This window comes from Umezawaea beigongshangensis (genome assembly GCF_016464305.1).
Classification (GTDB): Bacteria; Actinomycetota; Actinomycetes; order Mycobacteriales; family Pseudonocardiaceae; genus Umezawaea_A; species Umezawaea_A beigongshangensis.
Genome location: NZ_JAEIOJ010000002.1, coordinates 253325 through 266532 on the forward strand (window position 1 = coordinate 253325; position 13208 = coordinate 266532).

General features: G+C 73.9%; 16 protein-coding genes. 9 read left to right on the top strand and 7 right to left on the bottom strand.

Annotated features, from left to right (window positions below; all coding sequences use genetic code 11):
* Window positions 1-275 precede the first annotated feature (275 nt).
* The 3 genes from IMZ35_RS05715 to IMZ35_RS05725 are packed head-to-tail and all read left to right on the top strand — an operon-like array spanning window position 276 to window position 1896.
* Window positions 276-701: a hypothetical protein gene (locus IMZ35_RS05715; protein WP_307867786.1), complete on the top strand. Its 426-nt coding sequence runs from the start codon at window positions 276-278 to the stop codon at window positions 699-701.
* Window positions 695-928 (top strand): helix-turn-helix transcriptional regulator, encoded by a 234-nt coding sequence (locus IMZ35_RS05720; RefSeq protein ID WP_199439863.1) that lies wholly within the window; start codon window positions 695-697, stop codon window positions 926-928. The genes IMZ35_RS05715 and IMZ35_RS05720 overlap by 7 nt, the downstream gene beginning before the upstream one ends.
* On the top strand, window positions 925-1896 hold the full coding sequence (locus IMZ35_RS05725) for an NAD(P)-dependent alcohol dehydrogenase (protein WP_199439864.1): 972 nt from the start codon (window positions 925-927) through the stop codon (window positions 1894-1896). The genes IMZ35_RS05720 and IMZ35_RS05725 overlap by 4 nt, the downstream gene beginning before the upstream one ends.
* A 21-nt stretch (window positions 1897-1917) precedes the next feature.
* Here the strand turns inward: IMZ35_RS05725 and IMZ35_RS05730 are convergent, their stop codons facing one another.
* Entirely contained in the window at window positions 1918-2607 is a 690-nt protein-coding gene (locus tag IMZ35_RS05730; protein WP_199439865.1) for a GntR family transcriptional regulator, read from the bottom strand.
* Between the two features lie 68 nt (window positions 2608-2675).
* Between IMZ35_RS05730 and IMZ35_RS05735 the strand changes: the two genes are divergently transcribed.
* The gene (locus IMZ35_RS05735; RefSeq protein WP_199439866.1) at window positions 2676-3101 is read left to right on the top strand and encodes a VOC family protein; all 426 of its coding nucleotides are present in this window, start codon (window positions 2676-2678) and stop codon (window positions 3099-3101) included.
* A 247-nt stretch (window positions 3102-3348) separates the two neighbouring features.
* Here IMZ35_RS05735 and IMZ35_RS05740 read toward each other — a convergent pair whose 3' ends face one another.
* The gene (locus IMZ35_RS05740) at window positions 3349-3579 is read right to left on the bottom strand and encodes a hypothetical protein (protein WP_199439867.1); all 231 of its coding nucleotides are present in this window, start codon (window positions 3577-3579) and stop codon (window positions 3349-3351) included.
* A gap of 210 nt (window positions 3580-3789) precedes the next feature.
* On the opposite strand from IMZ35_RS05740, the gene IMZ35_RS05745 reads away from it, so the two are divergent.
* Together IMZ35_RS05745 and IMZ35_RS05750 are read left to right on the top strand one after the other, a co-directional pair.
* Entirely contained in the window at window positions 3790-5574 is a 1785-nt protein-coding gene (locus IMZ35_RS05745; RefSeq protein WP_199439868.1) for a thiamine pyrophosphate-requiring protein, read from the top strand.
* Between the two features lie 194 nt (window positions 5575-5768).
* On the top strand, window positions 5769-7064 hold the full coding sequence (locus tag IMZ35_RS05750) for a cation:proton antiporter (protein WP_199439869.1): 1296 nt from the start codon (window positions 5769-5771) through the stop codon (window positions 7062-7064).
* Window positions 7065-7073: 9 nt separating this feature from the next.
* Here the strand turns inward: IMZ35_RS05750 and IMZ35_RS05755 are convergent, their stop codons facing one another.
* Window positions 7074-7754, bottom strand: coding sequence for a 4a-hydroxytetrahydrobiopterin dehydratase family protein (locus IMZ35_RS05755; RefSeq protein WP_199439870.1), 681 nt, complete (start codon window positions 7752-7754; stop codon window positions 7074-7076).
* A 30-nt stretch (window positions 7755-7784) separates the two neighbouring features.
* Window positions 7785-8588, bottom strand: coding sequence for an NAD(P)H-binding protein (locus tag IMZ35_RS05760; protein ID WP_199439871.1), 804 nt, complete (start codon window positions 8586-8588; stop codon window positions 7785-7787).
* An 82-nt stretch (window positions 8589-8670) separates the two neighbouring features.
* On the opposite strand from IMZ35_RS05760, the gene IMZ35_RS05765 reads away from it, so the two are divergent.
* Window positions 8671-9084: a winged helix-turn-helix transcriptional regulator gene (locus tag IMZ35_RS05765; protein WP_307867787.1), complete on the top strand. Its 414-nt coding sequence runs from the start codon at window positions 8671-8673 to the stop codon at window positions 9082-9084.
* A gap of 193 nt (window positions 9085-9277) precedes the next feature.
* Here IMZ35_RS05765 and IMZ35_RS05770 read toward each other — a convergent pair whose 3' ends face one another.
* Both IMZ35_RS05770 and IMZ35_RS05775 read right to left on the bottom strand, forming a co-directional pair.
* A complete protein-coding gene (locus tag IMZ35_RS05770) occupies window positions 9278-9562 on the bottom strand; it encodes a hypothetical protein (protein ID WP_199439873.1) in 285 nt (94 codons plus the stop codon).
* A gap of 190 nt (window positions 9563-9752) precedes the next feature.
* Entirely contained in the window at window positions 9753-10394 is a 642-nt protein-coding gene (locus IMZ35_RS05775) for a GntR family transcriptional regulator (RefSeq protein ID WP_199439874.1), read from the bottom strand.
* 239 nt (window positions 10395-10633) lie between these two features.
* Here IMZ35_RS05775 and IMZ35_RS05780 point away from each other — a divergent pair, with 239 nt between their 5' ends.
* Window positions 10634-11041 carry a four-helix bundle copper-binding protein gene (locus tag IMZ35_RS05780; protein ID WP_307867788.1) on the top strand — a complete coding sequence of 136 codons (408 nt, stop codon included), beginning with the start codon at window positions 10634-10636 and terminating at the stop codon, window positions 11039-11041.
* A gap of 54 nt (window positions 11042-11095) precedes the next feature.
* On the opposite strand, the gene IMZ35_RS05785 is transcribed toward IMZ35_RS05780, so the two are convergent.
* Window positions 11096-11449, bottom strand: a complete 354-nt coding sequence (locus tag IMZ35_RS05785; protein ID WP_199439875.1) for a histone-like nucleoid-structuring protein Lsr2 — start codon at window positions 11447-11449, stop codon at window positions 11096-11098.
* Between the two features lie 510 nt (window positions 11450-11959).
* Here IMZ35_RS05785 and IMZ35_RS05790 point away from each other — a divergent pair.
* Entirely contained in the window at window positions 11960-13186 is a 1227-nt protein-coding gene (locus IMZ35_RS05790; RefSeq protein WP_199439876.1) for an MFS transporter, read from the top strand.
* Window positions 13187-13208: the final 22 nt, after the last annotated feature.

Genomic DNA, 13208 nt, shown 5'->3' on the forward strand with positions numbered 1-13208 from the left:
GAACCCGTGCGGTGCGACGCCGATCCCGCACGATCGGCCGACCTGCCCGCGCACACGCTACAGCGACGACAACGCCCCGGAGCACCGCTGATCTCTCCGGCGGACGGTCCGCGCCGCCGGGCGGCACGCCGGTCTTCTCCCTCGCCCGCGCCACGACCTCCGTCCGGGGGCGGCCGGTCCCGGCGACCACCCCGCGGCGAAGTCAAAAAACTTTGACATGATGTCAGCTCTGCTTTACATTCATGTCCATCGACCAGCGAGCAGAAGGAGCGGGTGTGGCGTTCGAGGAGAAGCGCGCGTGGATCATGGCGGTGCTCGCCGTCTGCGCGTACGGGACCTACCTGGCCGTCGTCCTCGCGGGAGCGGGAGGGGCGCCCCTCACCGAGGCGTCGTACGGCGCGGCGCTGCTGTGGACGGTCGGCGCCGCGGTCGTGGGGCAGATCGTGCTCGACGTCGTCGTCTCGGCGGTGTCGGAGGACTCGAACCAGAAGGACCAGCGCGACCGGGAGATCCTGCGGTTCGGCGACCACGTCGGACAGTCGTTCGTCGTCGTCGGCGGAGTCGCCGCGCTGTGCATGGCGATGGCCGAGCTGAACCACTTCTGGATCGCCAACACGCTCTACGCGGGGTTCGCCCTGTCGGCCGTCCTCGGGTCGGTGGCCAAGATCGTCGCCTACCGGCGGGGCTTCCAGCCGTGGTGAAGCCGACCAGGGTCACGAACTCCATCCGCTCCCTGCGCTTCGCGCACGGGCAGATGACCCAGGCGGACCTGGCGAACCGCATCGGCGTGACCAGGCAGACCGTCATCGCCATCGAACAGGGCCGCTACTCGCCGTCCCTGGAGATGGCCTTCCAGATCGCGCGGGTGTTCGGCGCCGCGCTCGACGACGTGTTCCAGTACCCCGACAGCACAGGAGAGACACCGTGAAGGCGATCGTCCAGGACAACTACGGCTCACCCGACGTCCTCGAACTCCGGGACGTCGACACACCGGTGGCGGGAGCCGGCGAGGTGCTGGTGCGGGTGCACGCGGCGGGCGTCGACCCCGGCGTCTGGCACCTCACGACCGGGCGGCCGCTCCTGCTCCGCCTCACGGGCCTCGGGCTGCGCGCGCCGAAGGTGCGCGTGCGGGGCATGGACGTCGCGGGGCGCGTCGAGGCGGTCGGCGACGGCGTGACCGGGTTCCAGCCGGGCGACGAGGTGTTCGGCACCTGCGACGGCTCCTTCGCCGAGCACGTGAGCGTCACGCCGGACAGGTTGGCGCACAAGCCCGCGAACCTCTCCTTCGAGCAGGCGGCGGCGGTCCCCATCTCGGCCGTCACCGCGTTGCAGGGGCTGCGCGACCGCGGCGAGGTGCAGCCGGGGCAGCGGGTCCTGGTCATCGGCGCCGGCGGGGGCGTCGGCACCTTCGCCGTGCAACTGGCCAAGGTGTTCGGGGCGCACGTCACCGGCGTGTGCAGCACGGAGAAGACGGACCTCGTCCGGTCCCTGGGCGCGGACGAGGTCGTGGACCGCACCCGCGAGGACTTCGCGGACGGCACGCGCCACTACGACCTCGTCCTGGACACGGCGGGCAACCGGCCGTTGTCCCACGTGCGCCGAGCCCTCGCGCCGCGGGGAACCCTCGTGATCGTCGGGGGCGAGGGGCCTGGCAAGTTCTTCGGCGGTGTGGACCGCGTGCTGCGGGCGCTCCTGCTGTCGCCGTTCGTGCGTCAGCGGTTGCGCGGACTGGTCTCCAGCGTGGGCGCCGAGGACCTCCGGTTCCTGCGGCAGGTCGTCGAGGACGGCGGGCTCACGCCTGTGATCGGCCGGACCTACCCGCTCGCCGAGGCGGCGGACGCCGTCCGGCACGTCGGCGAGGGACACGCGCGGGGCAAGGTCGTCCTCACCGTGTGAGCCGCGCTCCCGCGCCGGACGTCACCGTCCGTCGGCGAGCTGCTCGGCGAGCACTCGACCGGCGGAGCGGACGTGCTCCTCCGCGACGCGTTCGAGGGTCGTCAGGTCCTTCACCCGCAGCAGCGCCACCAGTTCGCGGTGCTCGTCCACGACGATCCCCCGGTACTGCTCGTGGCCCAGCCGGACGCGGGTGAGCAGGAACAGGTGCACCTGCGACCGGATGGCCAGCCAGGCGTCCAGGAGCCGCCGGTTCCCGGACAGCCGGTAGATCCGGTCGTGGAACTCGACGTCCAGGGCGAGCAGCCGGGTCACGTCGGCACCGCGGGCGATCTCGGCGGCCATCGTGTCCACCAGCCGGTCGAGGTCGTCCCACTCGAACGCGCCGGAGCGTTCGGCGGCGGCGCGAGCGGCGACGCGCTCCAGGGCGGCGCGCACGGCGTAGACCTCCTCGACGTCGGGCGCGGTCACCTCGGTCACCCTGGTGCCGCGGTGCCACTCGCTCTGCACGAGGCCCTCGCGGGCGAGCACCGCGAGCCCCTCACGCACCGCACCGCGGCTGACGCCCAGGGACGCGGCCAGTTCGACCTCCCGCAGCGCGCCACCCGGCTGGAACAGACCGGTGAAGATCGCTTCGCGGACGCGGTCGGCGGCCTCGTCGGCGAGCCCGCGGCGCTCCGCCCGGCGGATCGGCGCAAGAGGGGACGGCTCCATGTCCTAATGTTGACATTGACTAGCGGCACGGTCAAGGTGGAGTCACGAGCCGACGAAGGAGACACTCCATGAGCAGCACGCGTCCCGGCTTCCACCTGGCCGTTCCGGTCGACGACCTCGCCAGCGCCCGCGAGTTCTACGGGACCGTGCTCGGCCTGTCCGAGGGCCGCTCGGCCGACACGTGGGTGGACTGGGACTTCTACGGCCACCAGTTCGTCACCCACCTCGTCGCGAACGCCCCCGGCGCCGCGGCGCGCAACGCGGTCGACGGGCACGACGTCCCGGTGCCCCACTTCGGCCTCCTGCTCTCCGTCGCGGGGTTCCACGACCTCGCCGAGCGGTTGCGCGCGGCCGGCACGGCGTTCGTGATCGAGCCGTACCTGCGGTTCGCCGGTGAACCGGGCGAGCAGTGGACGATGTTCCTGCTCGACCCGGCGGGCAACGCCCTGGAGTTCAAGGCGTTCCAGGACGAGTCGCAGGTCTTCGCCTCCTGAGGCGGCGCAGGTCTTCGCCTCCCGAGGCGGCGCAGGACTTCGCCTCCCGAGGCGGCACAGGACTTCGCCTCCCGAGGCGGCGGCCGGTGCGGACGAGGTCTCGCGCACGCCCCGCGGTCACGACCCGGTGCTCGCCGCTCGTGCGGCGGGTGTGGTCTCGACCTCGGCGGCAGCGTCGGTCCTCCGTGGACGGACCTCTTCCGCCGCCCGTGCCCGCGGAGGACTCGCGGGCACGGGCGGCGGCCGGTCACGGGGTGAGCCGCCGCGCGAGCAGCGCCTTGCCCTGGTCCGCGCCCTTGCGGCTCTCGTTCTGCGCGCGGCGGAAGAAGTCCGCCAGCTCCGAGTCGCCGTCGCGCTCGGCGTCCTGGACGTAGGTCTCCAGGCGCAGCGCGTTGCTCAGGCACGCCTCCACGAACCAGATGACGTTGTAGTCCTTGTCCTTGGTGCCCGTCACTCCGCCGGTCTCGCCGTCGACCACGATGCCTCCTCGTCGAGTTCGTGCGGTCCCGCCCCGGCTACCCCACCGGGCCGGGGCGACACGCCGGGGCCCGGTCATCACCCGGAGGCAGGACACACGGGTGGACGCGTCCGCTCGGCGGTGCGCGGCGCGTTTCGGGCGTGCCGCGGGTGGAATCCGGTGCCCGGCGCGTTCGAGCGCGTCCAGCACTGCTCGGGAAGGCGGGACGAGATGAGCCGCACGGTCGCGGACGCGCTGGTCGACCGCTTGCGCACCTGGGGCGTGTCCAGGGTGTTCGGCTACGCGGGAGACGGCATCGACCCGCTGCTCGCGGCGCTGCGCCGGGCCGACGGCTCCCCGGAGTTCGTGCAGCCCCGGCACGAGGAGATGGCCGCCTTCGCCGCCACCGGGCACGCGAAGTACACCGGGGAGCCCGGTGTCTGCCTGGCCACCCAGGGGCCGGGCGCGATCCACCTGCTGACCGGGCTCTACGACGCCAAGCTCGACCACCAACCGGTCGTGGCGATCGTCGGACAGGTCGTGACGTCCGCGCTGGGCAGCGGCTACCTCCAGGAGGTCGACCTGCACAGCCTCCTCAAGGACGTGTGCGGGCAGTACGTGCAGACGGTCGCCGCGCCCGAGCAGGTGCCGGTGCTGCTGGACAACGCGATGCGCACCGCCGTCGCCACGAGGACCCCCACCTGCCTGATCGTCCCGCACGACGTGCAGCGCGCCGACGCGCCGGAGGAGCTGCCGCACACCCACGGCGTCGTGCCGTCCGCCGCGGTCGTCGCACGACCGCGGGTCCTGCCGCCCGAGCAGGACCTGCGCCGCGCCGCCGACGTGCTCGCGGCCGGCAGCCGGGTCGCCCTGCTGGTCGGCCGCGGCGCGGTGGGCGCGGCCGAGGAGGTCGAGCGGGTCGTCGACGCGCTGGGGGCCGGGGTGACCGCGTCGCTGCTCGGCAAGCCCGTCCTGCCCGAGACCGCGCCGTGGCACACCGGTGTCATGGGGCACCTGGGCACGACGGCCAGCGCCGAGCTGATGTCGGAGTGCGACACCCTGCTGATCGTGGGCTGCAACAGCCCGTGGACCGAGTTCTACCCCGAGCCGGGACGGGCCAGGGCGGTGCAGATCGACGTGGACGCCCGCGTGGTGGGCAGCAAGTACCCCGTGGAGGTCGCGCTGGTGGGCGACACCGCCGAGACGCTGCGCGCGCTGCTGCCCCTGCTGCCGCGCGCGACCGGCCGGGACTGGCAGGAGCGGGTCACCCGCAGCACGTCCCGCTGGCGCGAGATCGCCGAGCGGCGCGTGCTGGAGCCCGCCGACCCGCTCAACCCGCAACTGGTCGTGCGGCGGCTGTCCGACCACCTGCCCGGCGACGCGCGGGTGGCCGTCGACGTCGGTTCGTCGACCTACTGGTACGCCCGCTTCCTCACCCTGCCGCCGGGCGTGCCCGCGCACGTGTCGGGCTACCTCGCGTCGATGGGGTGCGGGATGCCCTACGGCCTGGCCGCGAAGCTGGACGCCCCCGACCGGCCGGTCGTGGTCCTCGCCGGTGACGGCGCGATGCAGATGAACGGCCTGCTGGAGCTGATCACGGTGGCCGACCGGTGGCGGGGGTGGAGCGACCCGCGCTTCGTCGTGCTGGTGCTGCACAACCGCGAGCTCGACGAGGTCACGTGGGAGCAGCGGGAGATGGAGGGCGATCCGCGCTACCCGGCGTCGCAGCGCGTCCCCGCCTTCCCCTACGCCGAGCACGCCCGGCTGCTCGGACTGCACGGCATCCGCGTCGACGCGCCGGAGCAGGTGGCCGGGGCGTGGCGGCAGGCGTTCGCCGCCGACCGGCCGGTGGTCGTCGAGGCCGTCGTGGACCCGGACGTGCCACTGCTCGCGCCGCACCTGCCCGACGAGAAGGCCGCCGAGATCTACCGGGGGCTGGCGCAGGAGCCCGCTGGCGGCGCGGCGCGGGAGCAGCTGCTGCGGCAGCGGGCCGACGAGGGCCACGACGACCGCTGAGCGGTCACCTCCCGGCGGCCCGCCCGCGCCGCCGGGACCTGCGGCGTCACCTCCGCGCCGCGATGCCGAGCGTCACATCGATGTTCGACGCACACCGCACGGGGTACCTCGACGTGGTCATCGAACCGCGGGCGACCACTCGCGGTGCTGGATCAGCCGTGCTGTTCCACCGAAGCGGATCACCTGGGGGACACATGGCCGACCCGGCACCACTCGTCTACGCCGGAGCCGGTGCGGCGACGTTCGCCGCGGCCCTGCTGCCGCGCGTCCTCGACCGGGCCCCGATCTCGATGCCGATGGTGTTCCTGGGCGCGGGGGCGCTCGCGTTCACGGTCATCGGTCCGCTGCCCGACCCCGACCCGGTCGCGCACGCCACCGTCACGATGCACCTCACCGAGCTGTGCGTGATCATCGCGCTCACCGGCGCCGGCCTGGCCCTCAACCGCAAGATCGGCCTGCGCCGCTGGTCGACGACCTGGCGGCTGCTGGGCATCACCATGCCGCTGTCGATGCTCGCCATCGGCCTGCTCGGGTGGGGCGTGCTCGGCCTCGGGGCGGCGGCCTCGCTGCTCCTGGCCTCGGCGCTCGCGCCGACCGACCCCGTGCTCGCCAGCGAGGTGCAGGTCGGCGAGCCGACCGAGGACCGGGAGTCGGACGAGGACGAGGCCCGGTTCGCGCTGACCTCCGAGGCGGGGCTCAACGACGGGCTGGCGTTCCCCTTCACCTACGCCGCCATCGCCATCAGCACGGTCGGCGCGGCGCCGGCGGCGTGGTTGCCGAAGTGGTTCGGGGTGGACCTGCTGTGGCGGCTGGGGGTCGGCGTCGGCGTCGGTCTGCTGGCGGGGTGGTTGCTGGGCAAGCTGTTCTTCTCGGCGCCGTCGGAGAGGTTCCGGCTCGCCGAGCACGCCGAGGGGTTCGTCGCGCTGGCGATCACCTTCCTCGCCTACGGCGCGGCCGAACTGGCCGAGGGCTACGGCTTCATCGCGGTGTTCGTGTGCGCTTGCACGATCAGGGCCGCCGAGCGGAGCCACGGCTACCACCGCGTGCTGCACCAGTACGTCGAGCAGCTGGAGCGCCTGCTCACGGTGCTGATCATCTTCCTGCTCGGCGGTGCCGCCGTCACCGGGCTGCTCGCGGGCACCGGGTGGCGCGACGTGCTGGTGGCGGCGGTCGTCCTGCTCGTCGTACGTCCCCTCGGCGGGCTGATCGCGCTGGCGCGCGGCAAGACCGGGTCGCACGAGCGGGCCGTCATCTCGTTCTTCGGCGTGCGCGGTGTGGGCTCGCTGTTCTACGTCGCCTACGCGCTGGACGCGGGCGACTTCACCGATCCGGACACCGTCTGGCGCGTGGTGGGCCTGGTGGTCATCGGCTCGATCCTCGTGCACGGCATCTCGGCCACCCCCGTCATGACGCTGCTGGACCGGAGGCGGCGGCGGGCCGCGCGGAAGCTGCACGGCGACGCCGCCGAAGCACCGCACACCGCGGTGTGACGACGCGCCTCAGCCGTCCCTGCCCTGCCAGGTGCTGACGCACACCTCGTTGCCCTCGGCGTCGGCGAGGACCCAGAAGGCCGGGGCGTGCGCGTCCGACCGCAGGACGCCCCCGGCGGCGAGCGCGGCCCGCACCCGGCTCGGGGCCTCGTCGTGCGGGACCGACAGGTCCAGGTGGACGCGGTTGCGCTGGGGCCGCGTCCCGGTCATCTGCTGGAACCAGACGGCCGGGCCGCGGCCGAGCGGGTCGATCAGGCCCGCGTGGGGGTGGGCGCTCTCGTCGGCGTAGCCGGTGACCGCCCTCCAGAACGGCCGGACCGCCCCGATGTCGGAGGCATCGACCGCGATCTCCGGTGCCTGCAGCGCTGCCCCGCTCTCCGTCCGCAGCCCCAGGTCGGCGACCACCGCCGATGCCGAGAGCGCGAGGGCGACGTCCCGCGCCGTCACCGCGCCCGCCGCGAACGTCCGCACGGTCAGCACCACGCCGTCCCGGCGCAGGTCCACCCGCAGGTGCTCGTCGGCGTCGTCACCGGCGTCGGCGACGACCCGCGCGGCGACCTCGGCCGCCTGCACCAGCGAACCGACCCCGACGCACGCGCACAGCGCCCCCAGCACCAGCCGCCACCCCGCGTCGCCCACCGCGTCCTGCGCCTCGGTTCCGCGCAGCGCCCCACCCGTCTCCACGTCCATCCCGTGATCGTGGCACCCACCACCGACGGTTCAGCGCGCCGCCGCGACCGCGACGCGCAGCGGGTCGCGCGCCGGGCGGGTGAGCAGGCGGGCGAGGTCGCCGCCGGTGCCGGCCAGGAACCCGCCCGCCACCGCGGAGCAGATCCCCAGCAGCATCGGCGGCTGGAAGGGCAGCAGGCCCGCTCCGTCGAGCCCGGCCCGCCACCGGGCCAGCGAGACAGGCAGGTACGGCACGGCGAGTTCCGCGGCCAGGTCGGCCGCCGTGATCGCGGTCGGTCCGACCAGTTCCAGGGTGCTGCCCCGGTGCGACTCCGGGTCGGCCGCCACGGCCACGGCCGCGTCGGCGAGGTCCTCCCTGGCGACGGCGGCCACGGCCCCGTCCCCCAGTGGCGTGGCGATCACCCCGTCGGCCGGCGCGGCGAGCTGACCGATCAGCTCCGCGTAGAGCCCGTTGCGCAGGACCGTCCAGTGCAGCGAGCTGGCGCGCAGCCGCCGCTCGGTCCAGCGGTGGGCCAGGGCGAAGGGCAGGTGGTCGCCCGCGGCGGTCAGACTCGTGTAGACGACGTGCTCCACACCGGCCCGCTCCGCGGCGGTGATCACCGCGTCGTGGCGGGCGATCACCACGTCGTCCTCGCCGTAGCCCGCCGACACGAGGACCAGGGTCCGCACCCCGGTCAGGTCCGCGGTGGCGGGGTCGTCGAAGTCCAGCGACCGTCCCGCCGCGCCGAAGCGGTCCGGGGTGCGGCTGCCGGCGAGCGGGGCGAGGCCCCGTCGCGTCAGACCGGCGTGGACGAGCGAGCCGAGGTGCCCGGAGGCACCGGTGACGAGCAGCATGCGGGGAGTCCTTCGCGTGGCCGTGATCGGGAACTACCCTCATCCTCCGAAGGCCGCTCACCAGCCACAAGGAGGCACTTCCGTGTCAGCAGGGCACACCGGGGTAACCCCCCTGCCCGCGCCGTGCGGGCTGCCGGAGCACCCCGACTGCGGAATCCGCGACGTCCTGGACCGCATCGGCGACCGCTGGTCGGTCCTGGCGATCGTCGAGCTGACCGCCGGCACCCGGCGCTTCCGGCAGGTGCAGCGCGGCGTCCACGGCATCTCCCAGCGGATGCTCACGCTGACCCTGCGCCGCCTGGAGCGCGACGGCCTGGTGCTGCGCACCGCGTACCCGACCGTGCCGGTGAGCGTGACCTACGAGCTGACCGACCGGGGCCGGAGCCTCGCCGCGCTGATCGGGCAGCTCGCGGACTGGTCGCTGGCCAACCGGGACGGCGTCGCGGAGTCGCGCCGCCGGTACGACGCCGACGGCCCCGGCTCCGGCGTCTCCTGAGCCGCTCGGTCGTCCTCGGCGAGCAGGTGCCACGATCTGGCAGTTCCGCCGGGCGAGCTCGGCCAGCCGCACCTCCCGCAGGAAGCCTCCCGGCCCGCGCCGGACCGGCCTCACCACGACGCCACCCGCGCCCGTGCGGCCCGGTCGTCCGGCGCGGTCGTCAGGACTCGTCCACCCCGGAACCGGACGCCAATCACGTCGCGGAGAGGAACTCCTCGCCACAACCCCGGCACCGGAGGAAGCGCGACGACGCCGGTGCGGCGACGCCCGCGAGAGCGGGACCGATCGAGATGTCGTAGGACGCGCAGTGCGGGCACGGGTAGGCCACGAACACGTGGTCGCACCGGTAGCACTCCCACGGACCGCTGCCGAACAGGTCGACGGCGTCGTGCGCCGTGAGGACGTCGCACCCGGTGTCGGCGTGCAGCACGGCGTTCGATCCGCATCCGGCACAGCGCAGTCCTCGTTCGTGAGCCAACTGGGTCTCCTTCGGCGCATGGGCGAGCGTGCCGCCGGAGGTCGTCCGGGCGTCTCGCCGAGTTACGAAGTGTCTACTCTCGGTGTGCTCCCGACCCAAGAGCACACTGCCGTGAAGCACCCGTTCGTGTGATGGTGGTGCAGGTGCACGTGCACCGGGTGAGCTCGGCGGATCTCGTGCCGGGCACGGATCAGCGCGGGCGGTCCGCGAGCTCGCTCCGGTAGATCTGCAACCGCAGGTCACGGGCCCTGGTCATGTGCGCGCGGGCGAGAGCTGCCGCCCGCTCGCCGTCGCGGTCGCGGATGGCGGCCACGATCTCGTCGTGCTCGCGCTGCGCCTCCTCCCAGCGCCCCGCCACCGCCAGCGTCGTGGCCGGGTAGCGGGTGAGGTGGTTGTTCAACCGGCTGAGCAGGTCGACCACCGTGCCGTTGTGGCCGGCGGCCCACACGGCCTCGTGCACCGCGCGGTTGGCCTCGGCCATGGCCCGCGGATCGCAGACCGGCGTCGCGGCCATCGCCTCGGTGGCCGCGCGCAGCCGCACCAGGTCCAGCTCGGTGTGCCGCTCGGCGGCGGCGCTGGCGGCGGTGGCCTCCAGCGCGATGCGGACCTCGTAGATCTCCAGGATCTCCTCGGGGCTGCGGGTGCGCACCCGCATCCCGCGGTCGCCGCGCTCGACCAGGCCGTCCTGCTCCAGGCGGCGCAGCGCCTCCCGGACGGGGGTGCGGCTCACGCCGTAGCGCTCGGCCAGCACGACCTCGACCAGCGGCGCTCCGGCGTCGAACGTCCCCGCGACGATCTCCGAGCGCAACCGGTCGTAGACCTCCGTGAGCACGTCTCCCCCGCATCGCCGTCGTGCCGGTGTCGGAGCGTACCCCGGTGTGCGGTCGTGCCGTGCGCACCGCGGAACCGGCGACGGGCGACGTCGGGGCGGGCACGACGACCGGCTTCCCGCGGGATCGGCAACCCGGTCCCCGACCGGGCGATCGGCGCGGGCGGTTCGCGGCGGATGCGCCGGGTATCCGGGGTGCGCCCGTCCGGGGAACCCGGAGCACGCCGATCTCAGGAGCACCCGTGACCCGAGCCGTGGAGATGCTGCGCGCCGCGCCGACCAGGACCGACGTGGACGAGGCGGTGCTGGCCGAGTGCATCGCGGCCTGCGTGGAGTGCGCTCAGGTCTGCACGGCCTGCGCGGACGCCTGTCTGGGCGAGGACGGGGTCGCCGATCTGGTCACGTGCGTCCGCACCGACCTGGACTGCGCCGACGTGTGCGCGGCGACGGCGAGCGTGCTGTCGCGGCAGACCGCCTACGACGCCGAGGTCTCCCGGATGGTGCTCGAAGCGTGCGCCACGGCGTGCGGCGCGTGCGCGCAGGAGTGCGCGCAGCACGCGGAGGTGCACGAGCACTGCCGGATCTGCGCGGAGGCGTGCCGCCGGTGCGAACGGGCGTGCCGGGAACTGCTCACCGCCATCGGTGGCTGACGCGGTCTCGTCTCCCCCGCTGGCGCGTGGCGCGACGAGACCGCGCCACGTCCGTCAGTGCGCTGCCTCGAACGCCTCGATGACGCTCGCCGGAATGCGTCCGCGGTCGGAGAGTTCGTGGCCGTTGGCCTTCGCCCACTCGCGGATTGCCCTGGTCTGCTCCTTCGAGCGACCTTCCCCCGCCGCCCGGCCGGATGCCGCCGGACGGCCACCCTTCTTCGCCCGGCCACCCGTGCGACGGGCGTGGGCGACGAACTCGGCCAGCGAATCACGCAGCCGAGCGCTGTTCTGCTCGCCCAGGTCGATTTCGTAGGTCACGCCGTCGAGAGCGAACGTTACCGTTTCGATGCTGCCACCTGCACTGCCGTCCAGGTCGTCGACGAGCTGGACGATGACTTGCTGCGCCATGGAGAAACCTCACGAGGGGTCGAATGATTGCCGGTGCCGAAGCGGTGACGAGGCCACAGTAAACCATTCGCGAAAGCAGCGCTGTCAATCACAGTTCCGTTCGAGTCTCCGTGTCGCGATCTGCCGGGGCCGCGCGGGGCGCTCGCCCCGCGGAAACGGCACGGCTACAATCCGCACATTGCTTCTCACCTACCGGGATTCGTGGCCGCAGGATTGTGATCCTGCCGGGGGAAACTCATCCCCGGTCGGGTGAGCGACGATGTCGGAGAACGTGCGCACGATCACGGTGGACCGGACGGCGCGGGCCACGGAGCGACGTCACCCACGATCGTGGCCGGGTCCTGCCGCCCCACCACCGCGCCGGACGCTGATCGTCCGGTCGCGAGCGCGGCGGAAACCGGTCGTGCTCGCACGGCGCGGCGAGTAGCGTGGTCCGCCGCCGATCTTCGACGAACGGGCGGGCGTCCGGGCGGGAGACGGCTCCCCCTCCCCGCGCCCTCCGAGGAACCCGTGTCTCCCGCACGACTGCTGCTGGACGTCCGCCCGCTGCGCGAATCGCCGCACTTCCGGCGGCTGTGGGTGGGCACCGCCCTGTCCGCGCTCGGCTCCCAGATGACCGCCTTCGCGGTGGCCCTCCAGGTCTACACCCTCACGCGCTCCTCGCTCGCCGTCGGCGGGGTGGGTCTCGCGATGGCGCTCCCGGCGGTGCTGTTCGGCCTGCTCGGCGGTTCGATCGCCGACGCCTTCGACCGGCGCTCCCTGGTCCTGCTCTGCAGCGGCCTGGCCGCCGTCGTGTCGGGTGCGTTCGCGGTGCAGGCGTTCGCGGGACTGGACCGGGTGTGGCCGCTGTACTGCCTGGTGGTGGCCCAGTCGCTGATCAGCTCGGTCAACGCGCCAGCGCGGCGGACCTTCCTGCCGCGGCTGCTGCGGGCCGACCAGCTCCCGGCCGGGACGGCGCTCACGCTCCTCGCCTGGCACGCCAGCACGGTCGTCGGCCCCGCGCTGGCCGGTGTGGTGGCCGCGACGTGGGGACTGCTGGCGTGCTACCTGGTCGACGTGCTCAGCTTCGCCGCCGCCCTGCACGGGATCGTGCGCCTGCCGCCGATGCCTCCCGAGGGCGGGGCCGTCCGTCCCGGACCACGCGCGGTCGGCGAGGCGCTGCGGCTGGTCCGCCGCACGCCGGTGCTGGCCGGCGCGTTCCTCGCCGACACCAGCGCGATGCTCCTGGGGATGCCCGTGGCGCTGTTCCCCGCTCTCAACGCCGAGCGCTTCGGCGGGTCCGAGCAGACCCTCGGTCTGCTCACCGCCGCGCCCGCCGTCGGCGGGGTGATCGCCGCCGCGCTGTCCGGTCCGGTGGGACGGGTGTCGCGCCAGGGCCGGGCGATGCTGGTCGCGGGTGCGCTGTGGGGCGTCGGCGTCGCCGGGTTCGGTCTCGCGCACGACCTCGCGCTCGCCCTGTTGCTGCTGGCCGTCGCGGGTGCGGCGGACGCCGTGTCCGTGGTGTTCCGCACGACGCTCGTGCAGCTCGCCACCCCCGACCGCCACCGGGGCAGGATCGCCGCGGCCGAGCACGTCGTCGGCGCGGGGTTCCCGCAGCTGGGGAACTTCCGCGCGGGTGCGGTGGCGTCGCTGACCTCGCCCGGCCTCAGCGCGGTGAGCGGGGGCGTGGCCACCGTCGTGGCGGCGGGACTGATCGGGCTCGCCCTCCCCGGCCTGGTCCGCCACCGCGCGCGCTGATCGCGGCGTCCTCCCTCACCGC

What these genes read in the sequence shown, in the direction of transcription:
- IMZ35_RS05760 (WP_199439871.1), bottom strand. Translation starts at nt 8,588, where the DNA reads ATGCTGCTCGTCACCGGTGCCTCCGGGCACCTCGGCTCGCTCGTCCAC.
- IMZ35_RS05745 (WP_199439868.1), top strand. Translation starts at nt 3,790, where the DNA reads ATGAGCCGCACGGTCGCGGACGCGCTGGTCGACCGCTTGCGCACCTGG.
- IMZ35_RS05735 (WP_199439866.1), top strand. Translation starts at nt 2,676, where the DNA reads ATGAGCAGCACGCGTCCCGGCTTCCACCTGGCCGTTCCGGTCGACGAC.
- IMZ35_RS05750 (WP_199439869.1), top strand. Translation starts at nt 5,769, where the DNA reads ATGGCCGACCCGGCACCACTCGTCTACGCCGGAGCCGGTGCGGCGACG.
- IMZ35_RS05730 (WP_199439865.1), bottom strand. Translation starts at nt 2,607, where the DNA reads ATGGAGCCGTCCCCTCTTGCGCCGATCCGCCGGGCGGAGCGCCGCGGG.
- IMZ35_RS05755 (WP_199439870.1), bottom strand. Translation starts at nt 7,754, where the DNA reads ATGGACGTGGAGACGGGTGGGGCGCTGCGCGGAACCGAGGCGCAGGAC.
- IMZ35_RS05785 (WP_199439875.1), bottom strand. Translation starts at nt 11,449, where the DNA reads ATGGCGCAGCAAGTCATCGTCCAGCTCGTCGACGACCTGGACGGCAGT.